We start from the raw sequence: 16,311 nt of genomic DNA, 5'->3' as shown, positions 1-16,311 counted from the left end.
CACAGAACGGAGTCGCCTAACCCTGTCCGAGCAGATCCGCCACAGCTTCCATCACCGGCAGGTCGGCGCCCAGCCAGCCGACGGAGAAGTACTCCTCCGGCCCCAGCCAGCGCAGCGCCAGGTGTTCCTTGGCCACCGGCGTCCCCGCCTCCAGCGTGGCCAGCCACACCCGCATCACGTACCCGGGCGAAAGCGGCCAGTCGCCGCCCACCCGGCGTCCGACGGAGATCTCGACCCCGAGCTCCTCCCGGCACTCGCGGACGAGCGCCTCCTCCTCGCCCTCCCCCGGATCCACCTTGCCGCCGGGGAACTCCCATCCTCCGGCCAGCGCCGGCGGTTCGGCGCGCTGGGCGGCGAGCACCCGCCCGTCGGAAACGATGACGGCGGCCACCACGACGATGCTCATAGGGCCGCATTCTCCTGCTTCTTCAGCTGGTCAAGGACGGCGGGGTTCTGCAGCGGCCGGGTGAAGCCCATCAGCGTGTCACGCGTCTGGTAGCTGGTCACCTTGATCGGCCCGCACAGCCGGCAGCGCGCCTCGATCATCTTCCCCTTGGAGACGACCATGCCGACGTGACCGGGGTTGTCGGGGCCGGTTCCGGGGCCCGCGTTGAAGAAGACCAGGTCGCCGGGCTGCTCGCTCCCCTTTTCAATCTTGATGCCGAACGGCCACTGGCCGAACGTGGTGCGCGGGATCGTCAGGCCGACGCTGCGGTAGGCCATAAAGATGATCCCCGAGCAGTCGAAGGCGTCGGGTCCGGTCCCGCCCCAGAGGTACGGCTTGCCCCGCTGGTCCAGCGCGTAGGAGAGGATCTTGGCCACCACGTCGGTCGGCGCCGCCTGCACCAGGGGCTCGTCGCACTGGGGGTCGGCCTGCGGGGGCAGCTTCACCTCACCGGACTTGGCGTACTTCTTGGCGATGGCCTCGACCTGGTCCACGTACCACCAGGCCCGGTTGTAGACGAACAGCGCCCGCCGTACGTTCTCCGGAGCCCCGTTGCGCTTCAGCATCCGCGCGGCGCCCAGGATGGCGTCGGCGGGGTTGTAGACGTCGGCGATGCCGTCGTCGTCGCCGTCGGAGGCGTAGCCGTTGAACTTCGACGGGATCGGGATCCTGGCCTTGCCGCCCCACGTGCTGATCAGGAACTGCATCGGCCCGGCGGCGCCGGCGTAGTTGGTGCCGCTCTTGACGCCCTGCAGGTTGGAGCGGCCGTGGTCGGTCTCGCGCTTGCCCACGGCGGCCAGGATGTTCCACTGGACGCCGATCTTCTTGCCGTGCTTCTTGTACAGCTCCAGCAGGTCGGGCGGGATGTCGGAGGAGCCCGAGTCGGAGACGTCCTCGACCTGGGCGTCGTCCTCGCAGTCGGTGGTCGTGGAATTGCCGATGAAGGACGGCATGCCCGGCATCATCATCATCGGCGACACGATGATGACGCCGAGAAGCAGCAGGCCCGCCAGGCCGACGGCCAGGCCGACGCGGGCGCGTGAGGAGACGTTCACCCTTCGGGGTCCCCGTCTTGGCCGTCTCCGGCCGGCTGCACGTCGAAGACCCGCCAGTCGTTGCCCACGGGCGTGAGCGTGACGGCGAGATCCTCGGCGCGCTCGCTGGTGCCCGACCTGCCGCTGAGCTTCTGCGTGCTGGTGACGACGAAGATGATCGAGGTCGCGCCGACCTGCCTGATCTCCTTCATCTTCGCCGTGGCGGTGGCGACGGTCTGCTCGGTCTTGTTCTGCTCGATGGTGCCCGGCGAGGTGAGCGCCTTGGTGAGGAACCCGGCCAGCTCGCCGGTGGTGAACACCTTGACCCGATCGGCGTAGGCGGCCGGGTCCTCGTCGTAGCGGAAGGAGCCGTAGCTGGCGGTGAACCGCTCGGCCAGGTCCGCGGCGGCGGCCAGTTGCTTCCTGCTCATCGGCAGGTAGTCGTAGATGTCGAACGGCGCGTCGCTGGCCGTGGCCAGCGGCTTGCTGGAGACGGTGACGCTCGGCGCCGCGCTACCGGTCGCGACCGCCGCGGGCGCCGGGTCCTCGTCGCCCGGCCACATCGTCACATAGAGGCCGACCGCGGCCACGACCGCCACGATCGCGACGAAGACCACCCCGCGCTTGTCACCTGACTGCGCCATCTCAATCCTTGTCGGGACTATTGGGCTTCAACCAGAACGGCACCGACGGCTCGTCACCACCCCGGCCGCTACCGCTCCGCCGGGTCGGCAGCCAGAGCGGAGGCGGCTCCGAACCGCGCGCCTTGGGCACCTCGGCCGAGTTCCGGCCGCCGGACGAGCCCCGTCCGCCGCCGAACATGCCGCCGCCCGACGAACCACCGGATCCGCCGAAGAAACCGCCGCCGCCCGAAGAGCGGCGCTCGGTCGAACCACGCCTGGTGCCGGACGAGCCGCCGCCGAACAGTCCGCCGCCAGAGGAGCGCGAACCGCCCGAGCGCGAGCCCGAACCACCGGAACGTGAGCCCGAACCACCGCGCGGCGCCCAGCCGCCCCCGGACCGGCCGCCGAACCAGCCGCCGCCGGAACCACCGGACGCCGACCCTCCGGAGCCGCCGCTCACGCCACCGCCACCGCCGGAGCGGGGGGTGCGGGTGGGCGTGCCGCCCAGGTTGAGCGGCGGCGCCGAGCCGGTCCTGGCGGCGGGAGCCGTACGGGCTCCGCCCTTGCCGCCGGGCTGGTCGGTGTTGAGCGGTGCGGGGGTCGCGGGCATCCGGTTGCCGGACGGCGTGCCGTTGCCGTTGCCGTCGCCGCCCGCGGCCGCGCGGGCCGCGGCCGCTCCGGCCGCCGCGCCCGCGGATCCGGCCGCCGCCGCTTGGAGCACCGGCTCAGCCTTGCGTACGCCCCAGTTCTTGACCTTGTTGGCCGCGACGGGAGGCAGCACGGTGGCCGCCTGGTTCAGCACCGGGGCGGTCGTGGCGTCGCCGAGCATGCGGGTGGTCAGCGTGTGCCCGTTCATGGAGGCGAACAGGTGCTGGAACGGCTTGCGGTAGAAGTAGACCGCGAGCGTCAGCAGCGCCATGAACAGGATCTGCATGCCCCAGGGCAGCGCCGAGGACATGATCAGCGCGTAACCGTAGACCAGGACGCCGAGCACCAGCGCCAGCACGGCCTGCCGCAGCAAGGTGCCGATCAGCATCTCCACCCAGCGCATGGCGATGATGCGCCCGCTGCCCGGATGCACGCCGATCAGCAGGAAAACCGGTCCGAGGATGAGCAGGAGCAGGAAGCTGACCTTCAGTACCAGCAGCGAGACCGCCACCAGGAAGATCAGCAGACCGGCGACCAGAGCGGCGATGAGCGCGCCGATGGCGACGCCGACCCGGCTGGTCCACTCCTTGCCCTGGAAGACGAAGTAGCGCGGGTCGCCCCTGAGCTTGTCGGCGTACTCGGCGTACTTGGCCTGGTGGGCGCCGTTGTCACGGCTGCCGCTGGCCATCTCGGCGGCGTCGATCGTCTGGATCTCCAGCATGGCCCGGCCGTAGTCGCGCACGATCGGCTGGTTGGGGTCGGCGGTGCCGAACATGCCCATCAGCCACGGCTTGCAGACCAGCGTGGACCACAGGGCGTCGGCGTTCTGGTCGACGGTGGGCGTGCCCGTGTGGGCGTAGCCGCCCGCCTTGACCTGCGGGCTCGTCTGGCCTGGTCCGGGCAGGCAGGAGGTGCCGCCGGAGCCGGGCAGGCCGGAGAACGCGGAGTTGACCACCTCGCCGGTCTTGTCGGTGACCACCTTGCCGAGACCGGTGAAGTCCTGCGGGCGGCTGAAGAACCAGGTGGCCACGGTGACGGCGAGGACCATCCAGATGATGCCCTCGGTGGTCGTGGTGGCCCGCTTGCGGATCAGCCCGTACCAGGCCAGCCAGATCGCGCCGAGGATGACGATCGGCCGCAGGTAAGGCCAGTACATCGCTTCGGACAGGTTCGTGACGATGTCGTCGACGACGTCCTTGATCGCCTCCAGTGGCCCCTCGGTGGCGGCCGCCTGGTACGTGGTGATCGTCAGCCGGTCGATCGCCTTGGCCCACAGGAACACCTGGTTGGCCCAGGAGTTGCCGATGAAGGAGCCGAAGTCGCAGCCGATGTCGTAGGTGTGCCAGAACTGGCCGCTGGTGCCGAACTGCTGGTAGTTGGTCGTCGGCGCGGCGGGCGCCGTACCGGTGGGCGCGGGGGGCATGAGCAGCCCGTCCACGCCGCCGCCGACCAGCTCCGGAGCGAGCGTGCCGGACAGGTCACACGGAGCAGCGGCCGCCGGTGACGCGGCGCCGGCGATCGCGGGCAGCACGATGATGCCCGCGAGCAGCGCCAATGCAACCGCCAGCCGCCTGGCTAGCCGGACCTTCATGACCGCACCTCCTGCGCCCTGCTGCCCACTCCCCCTTGAAGATCATTCCCGCTGTCGCCGGGTTTGTCATGCGTAGGATTCGTGTCGAGCCAGCGCAGTAGCTCTTCGGAGATCAGGTCTACTGCAATGCGTCCCGCCCTGCCATCCAGATCGCGGAATACGCATTCGCCGTTGCCCAGCGAACGCAGCACGGCCTTGTGCTCCTCCGAGGGGTCCACACCGAGCAGCGCCATGACGTGGTCGACCTCCACCCGTTCTGTCGATCGGAAGGCGAAGACCGACGAGAGGCAGTTGGTCACCTGCTCGTTCAGCAGGTCGCCGGCGTTCTGCGAGACCAGGACCAGCGCCGTGTTGCGGGAGCGGCCCATACGGCTGACCTCGGGCACCAGCTTGGCCCCCTCGGGCGTGGAGGTGATGGCCCACGCCTCGTCCAGGAAGATCGCCTTGGGCGCCCGCCGGTCAAGGCTGTTCATGAGCCTGCGGGCGAACTGGGAGACCAGGTAGAGCAGCGCCACCGACAGCCGCTGCTCGTAGGAGTAGTCGTCGCGGCCGGTGGCCACGTCGGGCAGTGTCAGCCCGCCCAGCGTGAACACCGTCGTCCAGCCCTCGGTGTCGATCTGCTCGCCGCCGGACGGGTCGAAGCAGAGCCGGGCCAAGTGCATCTCCGACATCGAACGGAGCACCGCTCCCAGGTTCTTGGATGCGGCGTCGTCGGACTGCTCCAGGTAGTCCACGACCTTGCCCAGCGACGGGTCCGGCGCGTTCGAGACCGCGGCGACCGCCTGGATCATCGCCGACTCCCGCTCCTCGGACATGCGCGGCAGCAGCAGTCGCAGCGTCTCGGTCGCCATCGTCTTCTTGGCCGCGATGTCGTCGCCGAAGGAGAACGGGTCGAGCAGGCCGGGCGCCGCCGAGCCCAGCGGGATCATCCGGGCCTTGCGCCCGCGCTTCTGCAGCAGTTGCACCAGCGAGTCGGCGTCGCCCTTGGGGTCGATCACCGCCACCGTGACGCCCCGCAACGCCATCTGGTAGATCATCAGCAGCGCCAGCGTCGTCTTGCCGCCGCCGGGCTCGCCGGTGATCGCGATGGCCGTGGGCCGGTTGCGCATCGCCGCCACGAGCGGGTCGAAGTGCACGATGCTGCGCGCCCTTCCCACCGTCTCCCCGATGTACGGCCCGAGCCAGCCGGCAACCGGATCCTCCATCCGGTCGCCCAGGTCGACCGTGGCCGTGGCCATGCCGCCCGCGATCGTCCGCAGCGGCTGGCGCTGCGCGTAGGCGTTGACCCGCACCTTCTCCCCCGGCAGCGTCTCGCAGAACAGCGAGAACTGGTCGCCGGTGGAGTTGACCACGTCGATGCCCATGTCGCGGTAGTGCTCGACGACCGCCTCGACCCGTTGCACGCAGATCTCCTCGGTCGGAGCGCTGATGATCAGGCGGTGCCAGCCGTACACGAAGGGCAGGCGCTCCTTGGTGATCCCGTGCTCCAGCATGCGGGCGGCGTCGATCTGCTCAGCCAGCGCGATCGGCGCCTCGGCGCCCGCCTCGCGGATGTGGATGTCCATGTCGCGGGCGTGCGCGAGCTTGCGCGCCACGTCCTTCGAGGCCCTGACCGGCGGGATCAGCCGCATCCTGCTGGAGATCTCGACCGGGAACGGCAACTGGTCGGAGAAGTGCATCCACGGCTCGCCGTCCGGGAACGGCATCAGGTCGGGGAAGCGGGCGAACGACAGGTAGGCCACATAAGAGTCACCCTGCGGCTGCATCATGCGCAGCAGCGACCTGCCGTTGCGGATCTCCCCCTCGACCAGCGACTCGATCTCGCCCCTGCCCCAGCGGCGGCGCGGGCTGGCCGACGGCGGCGGGTCGCCGAGCGAGCCGGAGGCGGCGTGCTGGAACAACCACGCCACCTCGGTCGAGGTGGCGTGCCGGGCGTAGAGTGCGCTGGATGCGAGTGCTCTGCCCAGGCGTTCCGCCTGTTCGGTCCATCTGCTGATCTCGCCGTCCGGCACGTGGTCGTCGTCGAGGCCGAGCACCTTCTCGGTGCGCTGGTAGAAGCCGAACAACTGGGCCAGGACTCCCTGCCCCAGCTGGCGGCCGCGGGAGCCCAGCCGTACCCCGATGTAGACCTCTTTCGACCAGAAGTCCTTCGCCCAGACGTGCCGGTACATCTCCTCCAGGTAGTCGCGCCAGCCCGCCCCCTCGTCGGAGGTGCCGTTCAGGGCCATCGCCCACTCGGCCGCGGGGTACGTGCGGTGCGCCACGCGCAGGTGCACCTCCGCGTCGGGCATCCTGATCGCCGCCAGCGCGATCGTGATGTTGGTCGCCAGAGCCTCGCGCTCCTCCGGGGTGACGAACTCATAGCTGACCGTCGGAAGCCGGAAATAGGCCCATGCGCAGGAGTCAGTGAGCAGGATGCGGTCGTCGAAGTAGCGGACCGCAAGACGCTGGTGCGCTCGCGACGCCCTGCTCATGCCGCCCCCTCGGCGCATGAACGGGCCTGACCTGCACGCATGTTCACTTAACGCTCACCGATTCTCGTGCCCGGGGGGTCACTCGCCAACTCCTCTTCGCTCGCGCGGACCGTCTGTGCCGCGAAGCCCGCCACCACGACCCCGGCGAGGGCCAGATAGGCCCGCCGCCCGGCCGCGCGCAACTGCCCCGGATCGACGGCGTCGACGCCGTCGGGCGCCAGCTCGTCCTCCCAGGGGACCCTGACGATCGCCCGGCACCTGCCACGGGCCACCGCCTCCGCCTGCTCGACGTCGGCCATCGAGCGCCTGCTCACACCGTTGACCACGATCACCGCGCGCCTGCGCAGATCGGCACAGCCGTGGCCGTCGAGCCACTCGAACGTCATCGCCACCGCCTCCGACGCCTCCTCGCTCGCGGGGACGACCAGGACCAGCTGGTCGGCGTACGACAGGACGCGGGCGGCCAGCGCCGCGGCCGGATCGATCACGGCCAGCTTGTAGTGGCGGTCGAGCAGGTGGACCGCCTGGGCGAGCCGGTGGTCGGAGAACAGCGTCCGGTCCGACATCCGCTGCTCGGCCCCCGCGTCGGTGTCGGCCCCGATCACCTCCAGCCCCGAAGAGGTACGGCTGGTGTAACCACGCATCGTCAGATACCCGCTGACCCGGTCAAGCCCGGACAGCAGGCTGGCCAGCGTCTCGGGGGACTCCGGCTTGATGCGGCTGGTCAGGGTGTTGGCGCCGGTGTTGGCGTCGACGGCCACCACCCGGTCGTCGCGGATCTTGGCCAGGGTGTGGCCGAGCATCAGCGCGGTCGTGCTCTGCCCTGCGCCGCCCGTACACCCGAGCACCACGATCCGGCGGCTCCCGCCGAACACGGCGCGGGCGCGCGCCTCGTCGATCTCCGACCCGTCGGTCCTGGGCCCGCCGCCGCCGACCACGACCTGCGCGATGCGCCGCCAGCCGCCGGAGTCGCGCCCGACGACGGACTCGACCCGCCGTACCCGCCCGTCACCCGTCCTGGGCCCCGGCACCCGCTCGTCCTGCCCCTCACTCGGCCGCACCGCCTCAGCCCGCTTCCCCCCAGGCCCACCCACCTGCTCGGCCCCCACGGGGTGACCGGCGGCCGGAAGACCCACACCCGGCTTCGGCTTGGGTACGGGATTCGTGACCGGCTTGGCGCCCGGGTCGGTGACCGGCAGGGCGACCGGCTTGGCGACCGGCTTGGCTACGGACTTGGTGAGAGGGTTCGTGACGGGCTCCTTGGGCTCCTTGGCGGACGGCCAGGCGGGCTGGCCCCCCGGCAACGGCAGCGGAGCACCCGGCCTGGGCGGCTGTCCCTTGCGGTGCTGCGAGCGCGCCTCGTCCGGAACCTGCGCCCCGGCCTCCTGCTCACCCGGCGCCTCGGGCAGCACCGGCCCTTGAACAGCCGAGCCCTCGCTCTGTGCGGCGCCCGGGTCCGCGGTGGCGGCAAGCCGCCGCAGCCTGCGCAACGCCTCGGCATCGATCGGCTTCCCCGCCGCGACGCCCTTCTCCGGTACGCGCCCACCCCCGGAAACCTCGGGGACGGCAACCATGGGTGTGGTCCCGGCAACATCGTGGCCAGGCAGGCCGGCCGCTCTGATGTCCTCCCGCGCCGTCTCGGCGTCCGCCGCCTGCGGACGGACCGCCTCCAGGCGTACCGGCTCAGGACGTGCCGACTCCAGGCGTACCGGCTCCAGATGGGCGGGCTCCGGGCGTACCGGCTCCAGGTGGGCGGGTTCGGGGTGGGTCTGCTCGAAGGGAGCCGGGTCGGCGACCCGCACGGGCGGGTCGGCGGCCGGCTCGGCAGGAGAGAGCTGGGCGGCGGCGGTGGCCAGGGCCGGGGCGGCGCCTCGGCGGCCCGGTGCCGCGGCGCCCCAGCGAGTGGGCGGGGTGGCGACCGGCGCGGACGTGGCCGCGGCCGCCGCCGCTGCCACCGCGGGGCGGACGGAACGGACGGAGGGCGCGGGCGCCGTGGCGGGCTTGCGCATCGCGTGGCGGGCCTTCTTGGGCGCCTTCGCCCGGACGGGCAGCACCCGCCACACCCGGCCGGAGAACGTCACCGCCTCCGGCTCGGCGGCCGGAGCCATGCGGGTCCAGGCGCGCGGCTCGCCCATGTAGCGCAGCTGCGACTGCATGACCTCGGTCAGGCGCTTGTTCTCGATGACGGGGCGGGTGGACAGCCAGGTGACGATGCCGGGAGGCACGAGGTAGACCACGTGCCACGGAGTCTCGAACGGCAGGCCGACGATGTAGAGCAGGAACGACCACGGGGCCAGGACACCGGCGAAGATCCCGATCCAGACGATGGGGAGCGGCGTCGGCAGCCGTAGGTCGTACAGCTTGTAGAGCCGCTTCTCAATTCGCCAGATATTGGTATACGTGGGCAGGTCCACGCGGTCCTCCTCTCCACCCGCTCGCTCGTTCAATGACCGCCAGGGCCCGGGTTCAACCCTTACTTGATACCCAGAGCCCCAGCGATCGCCTTGGCCGTGACTTCGATGATGTTGGGAACGTAGAAGATCACGCCGATCCCCACAGCCAAGATCAGGAATTGCACGAATCTCGTGATCTCGCGGGTGAAGAGGAAGAAGAGCGCGACCACGGAGACGACGACGAGGAAGAGCGGGGCGAAGAAGCCGCGCAGGAAGTTGGCGAGGCCCGAGGTGTCGGGTCCCGTCGGTGCGGGCGAGGGCGTGAGCGCCGACGCCAGGTCGATCAGGTTGAGCACTACGGTCTTCAAGATCACTTCTTGTCCTCCCGGGGGGTGCCGATCAGCAACGCGAGTGTGTGCGTCTATCCAACGGCCCGACCGGCGCCACGGATGTCCTGGACGTACCACTTGTCGCCCTGCTTCACGACAGTGAGGCGATAGGCCTGCTCGAGACGGCCGCCGACCGCGTTGGGGTCGGCGGTCGGTTCGGCCGACGGCGTCGCACCGGTCGGCACGACCCACACCACCTCGGCCTTGATCTCTCTGGTGGCACCCCCCACAGGCACCACGACACTCTTGAGCTCGCCGAAGGTCAGCGCCCCGCCCAGGTCGGGCAGGGTCTCCCCCGCGACGAAGTAGCGCTTGAGCGACTGGGTGTCGCCCTGCGCGTAGGCCTTGAAGAAGGCTTCGAGCTGAGGCTTGAGCTCCGTCTGCGCCGCCTCGTCGCCCTCGGGCCCGGCCACCTGAGGCAGGTCGGCCGCGCCGGGAGCGGGCAGCAGGGCGGGCCTGCCGGAGACGACGAACTTCCGCCCGCCGTCGTCGCCCGAGTAGTAGACCGGCACGGACAGCAGCAATCTGCGGTTGCCCGTCTGGAAGACCACCGAGACCACCGCGTTCTTCGCGTCGGTGACCTCGATGGTGTACGGCTGGATGCCGACCGCGCCGAGGCGGCCATAGCTGTCCCAGCCGAACTGCGGATCGGCGCCGTCGGGCAGGAAGGCCGCGAGCTTGCCCGCCCTGCTCGACGCCTCGGCCGCGGTGAAATTCAGGTAAACGCCGGCGAACTGCGCGGCGAAGGCGGAGGCCTGGTCGCTGGGGAATCCCTGCGCGACCTGCGAGGTCTCATTCGCGGCCGGGGTATTCGACTGGGTGGCCCGCTCGAATAGGGCACGAACCCCATTCACCACGATAACCACAATAAGCGCCCAGAGAATGGCGCGGCCGGCCCAGACCAGCCAGCGTCCGCCACCGCCCGACCAGCGGCCACGCCGCGGCCTGGTGGCCGGCGCGCCGAAGTCAGCCGTTTCAGGGCGCGCGGAAAGGTCAGGGTCGCCAGAGGTCCGAGGACCGTGCTGGACGGTTGACCTACGAGCCATCACGCCTCCGCTCGCGCCCGTCCCCCCGGCTGGCGCGGTGTCGTCCGTTGCCGATCCCCATCATCCGTGGTGAAGGTGTCACCTTATCCGGTCCCGCCAATTGTTCCAGGAAAGCCACGCCCATGCTGCAGGCATCGCCGCTCGGGGGCAAACCGAGTCCGTATGACAGGACGGAGTGCCGCCTTCTGTCCCTTTCCTGTGGAATTGGCATTCGACCAGGCCTGATGCGCGCCGCCCATTACCCAACGGCCAGAGATTGCTGTCCAAATGGCGCGGGGACTGTCCCGATCTGCGCATTTGGTATAAGACGCGACAAACCGCACCCCCGTGAGGTGCGGTCTGACGATCTTCGCGCTGGTCAGGCGGGCTCAGGATCCTCCGCCTGGCGACGCCCGTGCAACTCGACGACGTTGCGGCCGCGAAGGTCGATGACGTTGCGCCGGGAGCCCCGGTCGATGGCTCTGTGCCGGGGCAGCGCGCGCTCCAGCGAGTCGCGCAGCCCGGCAAGGATGTCCGCGGCGTCCGCGCCGTGCAAGCGGGCGGCCGCCTCGGCCCGCTCATCGACCTTCCTGCGCAGATAGGCCTCGCGGTTCACCCGCAGGCCGTACATGAGCTCAACCCTGAGCAAGGCGAGCTCCTCCTCCGTGCTGATGCCGGTCAGCGACGGTGTGGGGCGTCGTTTGCGAAGTATGCGACGGATCATCAGGCCCTCCCGAGTCAGCGTGAACGCCGTGACGATTCGACGCATGAGGGCCGGGAGGGGTTGACGTAGATGGTCAAACGTTGAAGCGAAACTCGACGACATCACCATCGCGCATGACGTAGTCCTTACCTTCGATCCGGGCCTTCCCCGCCGACCGGGCATTGGCGATCGAACCCGCATCGACCAGGTCACCGAAGGAGACGATCTCGGCCTTGATGAAGCCGCGCTGGAAGTCGGTGTGGATCACCCCGGCCGCCTCGGGGGCGGTGGCGCCCTTCTTGATCGTCCAGGCCCGCGTCTCCTTGGGCCCGGCCGTCAGGTACGTCTGCAGACCCAGCGTCTCGAAGCCCACCCGGGCGAGCTGCGACAGTCCGGACTCCTCCTGGCCGACCGACTGGAGCAGCTCCAGGGCCTCCTCGTCGTCCAGCTCGACCAGCTCGGACTCGATCTTGGCGTCGAGGAAGACCGCCTCGGCCGGAGCCACCAGCGCGGACAGCTGCTCGCGCAGTGCGGGGTCGACGAGCTCGTCGGCGTCGAGGTTGAACACGTAGAGGAACGGCTTGGCCGTCAGCAGGTGCAGCTCGCGCAGCCCCTCCAGGTCCAGCCCGCTCTCGAAGACGGTCTTGCCGGTCTCCAGCACCTTGGCCGCGGCCTCCGCCGCCTCCAGCGCGCTCTTCTTGTCCTTGTTGGTACGCGACTCCTTCTGCAGGCGCGGGATCGCCTTCTCCACGGTCTGCAGGTCGGCGTAGATGAGCTCGGTGTTGATCGTCTCGATGTCGCGCTTGGGAGAGATCTCGCCGTCGACGTGGGTCACGTCGGGGTCGGCGAAGACCCGGATGACCTGGCAGATCGCGTCGGTGTCGCGGATGTTGGCGAGGAACTGGTTGCCCCTGCCCTGCCCCTCGGAGGCGCCCCGCACCAGGCCCGCGATGTCGACGAACTCGACCTTCGCCGGGAGGATCCTGGCCGAGCCGAAGATCTCGGCCAGCTTGGGCAGCCGGTCGTCGGGCACGCCCACGATGCCCACGTTGGGCTCGATGGTGGCGAACGGGTAGTTGGCCGCCAGCGCGTTGCCGGTCTTGGTCAGCGCGTTGAAGAGCGTGGACTTGCCGACGTTGGGCAACCCGACGATGCCGATTGAGAGGCTCACGTCGGGTGAGTTTACTTGCTCACAAGGTGCAAGCAGGTCACCGGACGAAAGGCGCCGCGAGCGCGCAGATAGCGGTCCGAGCCTTGGGGGCAGCCCCGGGCCGAGGTCTCGAACGAGGTGACGCGGGCCCAGGCGCGCGGCGACGAGCACGGCACGCCCGCGATGGCCGACCGCATGACCACGCCCTTGCCCGGCCTGGCCACGCACATCCCCTTGGCCAGGACGTCCCCGCCCCTGCCGAGGCAGACGACGCCGTCCCTGAGCGCCAGGGCGTCGAGGGTGGCCGCTGGGCAGGCGTCCGCTTCGCCGGCTATCGCGACGGCTCTGCCGTACCAGCTGGAGCTCGCGCAAGGGCGCTCGCGGCCGTCCAGAGCCACGCAGTCGCCCGCGCGCAGCACGCCGCCGCCCGCGCCCGCGCGGCCGGGGTGGGGCTCCAGGAACGCGCGCACGCAGGCGGTACGGCCCTGCCCGACCCGCACCACCTCGTCGGTGTCGTCGGGACACTGGCCGCGGCCGGGCGGGTCGGCGGCGAGCGCGAGAACCTCGGCCTCACCCCTGACGCACGGCGTCAGCGCGAAGCGGGCGCCGTCGCGGCTCACGCAGGCGCCGGGCGACCACATCAGCGTCTGGCGGGGCGGCTGGGCGAGCGGGAGCGGCGGGGGCTCGGACCGGCCCGCGATGACCGTGCTCGCCACGGCGACCACGACGGCGGCCACCGCGACGGTGGCGGCGAGCGAGACGATCATCCGCGATCCGGTAGCCATATGGGTACTCTGAGTGACGCGAGATGTACCGCACAAGCGGAATGCGCAAGCGTGTCGGGAAGATCCACTGACCGATGTCATGCGACCATGCGTGGAGTGGATGTCGTCTCGCTTCTCATCGGACTGGCCGTCGGGGTCGCCATCGGGTTCCTGCTGGCGCGCACCAGGATGGCGGTACGAGTGGCCGAGGCCGACGCGAGGGCGAAGGCGTCCGCGGACAAGCTCGCCTACGTCGAGGGGCAGCTCGCGGAGCGGTTCCAGGCGCTGTCGACCCGCGCGCTCGACGTCAACAACATCCGCTTCCTCGAACTCGCCGAGACCCGCTTCGCCGCCACCCGCGCCGAGGCCAGCGGCGAGCTGGAGCAGCGCAAACAGGCCGTCGAGCACCTGGTGGACCCGCTGAAGGACCTGCTGGCCCGGGTCGAGACGCAACTGCGCGACAGCGAGTCGGGCGCGCGCGCCGCCCGCGCCGAACTGTCCCAGCAGATGGAGTTCGTACGGCAGAGCAACGAACAACTCCGTTCCCAGACGACGACGCTCGTGCGCGCCCTGCAACGGCCGGAGGCGCGCGGACGCTGGGGCGAGCTGCAGCTGCGCCGCGTGGCCGAGATCGCCGGCATGCAGCGCCACTGCGACTTCGACGAGCAGGTCACCGAGGGCGCCCAGCGCCCCGACATGGTCGTACGGCTGGCCGGCGGCAAGAACATCGTGGTCGACTCCAAGGTCTCCCTCGCGGCCTACCTGGAGGCCGCGGAGGCCGGGGACGAGTCCCTGGCCTCGGTACGCCTCGACGCCCACGCCAAGCACGTACGCCAGCACGTCGACCAGCTGGCCACGAAGGCGTACTGGCAGGGGTTCAACCCGTCGCCCGAGTTCGTGGTGCTGTTCATCCCGGGCGAGGCGTTCCTGGCTCCGGCGTTGGAGCGTGACCCGGGGCTGCTGGAGTACGCGATGGTCAGGCGGGTGCACATCGCCACCCCGACCACGCTGATCACGATGCTGCGCACCGCGCACTACGCCTGGCAGCAGGCGGCGCTGAGCGAGAACGCGCGGGCGGTGTTCGAGCTGGGCAAGGAACTGTACGAGCGGCTGTCGTCGCTGGGGCGTAACGTGGACGCGCTGGGCAAGGCTCTGACGCGGTCCGTGGAGGCGTACAACAAGACGGTCGGTTCGCTCGAAAGCCGTGTTCTGGTCACGGCGCGCAAGCTTCACGATCTCGGCGTCGTCGACGGCGACCTCGACGCGCCCGAGATGCTCGAGGGGCTGCCCAGGCCCCTCGCCTCCCCCGAACTACTGGAAACCTCGTCTCTGATTTCGCAGGCGAACGGTAAGTTGGCCAACGGGTCGCAGTAAGGGGGGCGGGACCGGTGAGTGGGAAAGGCAGGCGTTCGGCTGTGAAGCTGACCGCCCGGGGCGCGGTCGCGCTCGCCTTCGTGGCCACCGTGGCGGGATATGTCCTGGCATCGGTGTTCGGGCTGGGGTTCCTGATGGGGCTGGTCTTCGTCGCGGGGAACCTGTTCGGGGCGATGCTGGTCAACCGGCGCGAACTGTTGTCGCTGGTGGTGACGCCACCGCTGGTGTTCTTCTGCGCCACGTTCATCGTCGAGCTGCTGCGGGCCTTCAGCTCCGCGTCGGTGCTCGGCTCGCTCGCGCTCGGCCTCTACACGTCGATGTCGGCGGGCGCGCCGTGGCTGTTCGCGGGGTCGGCGATCGTGCTGGCCGTCGCCTGGCGGCGCGGCCTGCGCGACAACGTGCGCGACCTGCGCGAGGAGCTGCGGTCCGTGACGGACGTGCCGCGCCCGCGCAGGGAGCAGGCCTTCGCGCCCGAGCCCGAGGGCTACTTCGAGCCTCGCGTGTACGGCTCCGCCCGCCGCGAAGAGCCCTGACCACCCGCTCCTTGCCGCTCGGCGGTCTTGGTCTCCACGGCGGGCCCGCTCGGGCTCGTTCTCGTTCCGGGCCCGAGCGGGCCCGGACGGGCTCGCTCGGGCTCAGGAGGCGCGCAGGTCCTTGCGCAGTTCGTGGGGCAGGGCGAAGCGCACGCGCTCGTCCACCGGCTGGACCTCGCGCACGTCGTCGAAGCCGTGCTTGGCCAGACGGACCAGCACCTCCTCGACCAGTTCCTCGGGAACCGAGGCGCCGCTGGTCACGCCGACCGTGTCGACGCCCTCCAGCCACTCGTCACGGATGTCGGCGGCGTAGTCGACCAGGTACGAGGCGTCGGCGCCGTAGTCCTTGGCCACCTCGACCAGGCGCTTGGAGTTGGAGGAGTTCTCCGAGCCGACCACGATGACGAGCTGCGACTCCGCGGCGATCTCCTTCACCGCGACCTGGCGATTCTGGGTGGCGTAGCAGATGTCGTCGCTGGGCGGGTCGAGCAGCGTCGGGAAGCGCTCCTTCAGGCGGTTGACCGTCTCGACGGTCTCGTCCACCGACAGGGTCGTCTGCGAGAGCCAGACCAGCCGGCTCGGGTCCTTGACCTGGATGCGCTCGACCGAGTCGAGGCCGTCGACGAGCTGGATGTGCTCCGGGGCCTCGCCCGCGGTGCCTTCCACCTCTTCGTGGCCTTCGTGGCCGATGAGCAGGATGTCGTAGTCCTGGCCGGCGAAGCGCTTGGCCTCGTTGTGGACCTTCGTCACGAGCGGGCAGGTGGCGTCGATCGTGCGCAACCGCCGGTCGCGGGCCTCCTCGTGGACCGCCGGGCTCACGCCGTGGGCGGAGAAGACCACGATCTCGCCCTCGGGGACCTCCTCGGTCTCCTCGACGAAGATGGCGCCTCTGGCCTCCAGCGTCTTGACCACGTGGGTGTTGTGGACGATCTGCTTGCGCACGTAGATGGGGGCGCCGTACTGCTCCAAAGCCTTCTCGACCGCGACCACGGCTCGATCGACTCCGGCGCAGTAGCCGCGGGGCTTGGCCACGAGGACGCGTCGGCTGGTGGGGGTCTTCGGCTCCATGCTCCCTATGCTACGTGGAGCGGCGAACCGGCCGGCGCGTGCGTGCCCGTTACGCGTTTGCCAGACTAGCCGTCCAATACGGGCCCCCGCCCCGCGT

The 16,311-nt window shown here is 70.3% G+C and carries 14 protein-coding genes; 2 read left to right on the top strand and 12 right to left on the bottom strand.

Annotation, left to right across the window (positions count from 1 at the left end):
• Positions 1–16 precede the first annotated feature (16 nt).
• From ACIBHY_RS21745 to ACIBHY_RS21695, 11 genes are all read right to left on the bottom strand, one after another.
• Entirely contained in the window at positions 17–406 is a 390-nt protein-coding gene (locus ACIBHY_RS21745) for a (deoxy)nucleoside triphosphate pyrophosphohydrolase (protein WP_397251570.1), read from the bottom strand.
• On the bottom strand, positions 403–1,500 hold the full coding sequence (locus ACIBHY_RS21740) for an NlpC/P60 family protein (protein WP_397251572.1): 1,098 nt from the start codon (positions 1,498–1,500) through the stop codon (positions 403–405). Before ACIBHY_RS21740 ends, ACIBHY_RS21745 begins: the two co-directional genes overlap by 4 nt.
• The gene (locus tag ACIBHY_RS21735; RefSeq protein ID WP_397251574.1) at positions 1,497–2,123 is read right to left on the bottom strand and encodes a hypothetical protein; all 627 of its coding nucleotides are present in this window, start codon (positions 2,121–2,123) and stop codon (positions 1,497–1,499) included. The genes ACIBHY_RS21740 and ACIBHY_RS21735 overlap by 4 nt, the downstream gene beginning before the upstream one ends.
• Before the next feature lies 1 nt (position 2,124).
• Positions 2,125–4,341: a type IV secretion system protein gene (locus ACIBHY_RS21730; RefSeq protein ID WP_397307558.1), complete on the bottom strand. Its 2,217-nt coding sequence runs from the start codon at positions 4,339–4,341 to the stop codon at positions 2,125–2,127.
• Positions 4,338–6,815 (bottom strand): ATP-binding protein, encoded by a 2,478-nt coding sequence (locus tag ACIBHY_RS21725; protein ID WP_397307557.1) that lies wholly within the window; start codon positions 6,813–6,815, stop codon positions 4,338–4,340. The genes ACIBHY_RS21730 and ACIBHY_RS21725 overlap by 4 nt, the downstream gene beginning before the upstream one ends.
• Before the next feature lie 47 nt (positions 6,816–6,862).
• Entirely contained in the window at positions 6,863–9,229 is a 2,367-nt protein-coding gene (locus tag ACIBHY_RS21720; RefSeq protein ID WP_397307556.1) for a TcpE family conjugal transfer membrane protein, read from the bottom strand.
• Between the two features lie 59 nt (positions 9,230–9,288).
• Positions 9,289–9,582, bottom strand: a complete 294-nt coding sequence (locus ACIBHY_RS21715; RefSeq protein WP_184967764.1) for a hypothetical protein — start codon at positions 9,580–9,582, stop codon at positions 9,289–9,291.
• A gap of 47 nt (positions 9,583–9,629) precedes the next feature.
• Positions 9,630–10,454, bottom strand: coding sequence for a conjugal transfer protein (locus tag ACIBHY_RS21710; RefSeq protein WP_397251582.1), 825 nt, complete (start codon positions 10,452–10,454; stop codon positions 9,630–9,632).
• A 547-nt stretch (positions 10,455–11,001) separates the two neighbouring features.
• Complete coding sequence (locus ACIBHY_RS21705; RefSeq protein ID WP_397099146.1) at positions 11,002–11,346, bottom strand: hypothetical protein; 345 nt, start codon at positions 11,344–11,346, stop codon at positions 11,002–11,004.
• 73 nt (positions 11,347–11,419) lie between these two features.
• Positions 11,420–12,496 carry a redox-regulated ATPase YchF gene (gene ychF, locus ACIBHY_RS21700; protein ID WP_397251583.1) on the bottom strand — a complete coding sequence of 359 codons (1,077 nt, stop codon included), beginning with the start codon at positions 12,494–12,496 and terminating at the stop codon, positions 11,420–11,422.
• Positions 12,497–12,507: 11 nt separating this feature from the next.
• Positions 12,508–13,260: a hypothetical protein gene (locus ACIBHY_RS21695; protein WP_397307555.1), complete on the bottom strand. Its 753-nt coding sequence runs from the start codon at positions 13,258–13,260 to the stop codon at positions 12,508–12,510.
• Positions 13,261–13,347: 87 nt separating this feature from the next.
• On the opposite strand from ACIBHY_RS21695, the gene rmuC reads away from it, so the two are divergent.
• Positions 13,348–14,613: a DNA recombination protein RmuC gene (rmuC, locus tag ACIBHY_RS21690; protein ID WP_397251585.1), complete on the top strand. Its 1,266-nt coding sequence runs from the start codon at positions 13,348–13,350 to the stop codon at positions 14,611–14,613.
• Positions 14,614–14,654: 41 nt separating this feature from the next.
• Positions 14,655–15,146, top strand: coding sequence for a DUF6542 domain-containing protein (locus tag ACIBHY_RS21685; protein WP_397251586.1), 492 nt, complete (start codon positions 14,655–14,657; stop codon positions 15,144–15,146).
• Positions 15,147–15,248: 102 nt separating this feature from the next.
• Here the strand turns inward: ACIBHY_RS21685 and ACIBHY_RS21680 are convergent, their stop codons facing one another.
• Positions 15,249–16,214 (bottom strand): 4-hydroxy-3-methylbut-2-enyl diphosphate reductase, encoded by a 966-nt coding sequence (locus ACIBHY_RS21680; RefSeq protein ID WP_397251588.1) that lies wholly within the window; start codon positions 16,212–16,214, stop codon positions 15,249–15,251.
• Positions 16,215–16,311 lie beyond the last annotated feature (97 nt).

The sequence above is a fragment of the Nonomuraea sp. NPDC050547 genome, from assembly GCF_044457345.1.
Lineage (GTDB): Bacteria > Actinomycetota > Actinomycetes > Streptosporangiales > Streptosporangiaceae > Nonomuraea.
Note: the sequence above shows the minus strand (reverse complement) of the source record. Positions and strands in the feature narration are given on the sequence as shown.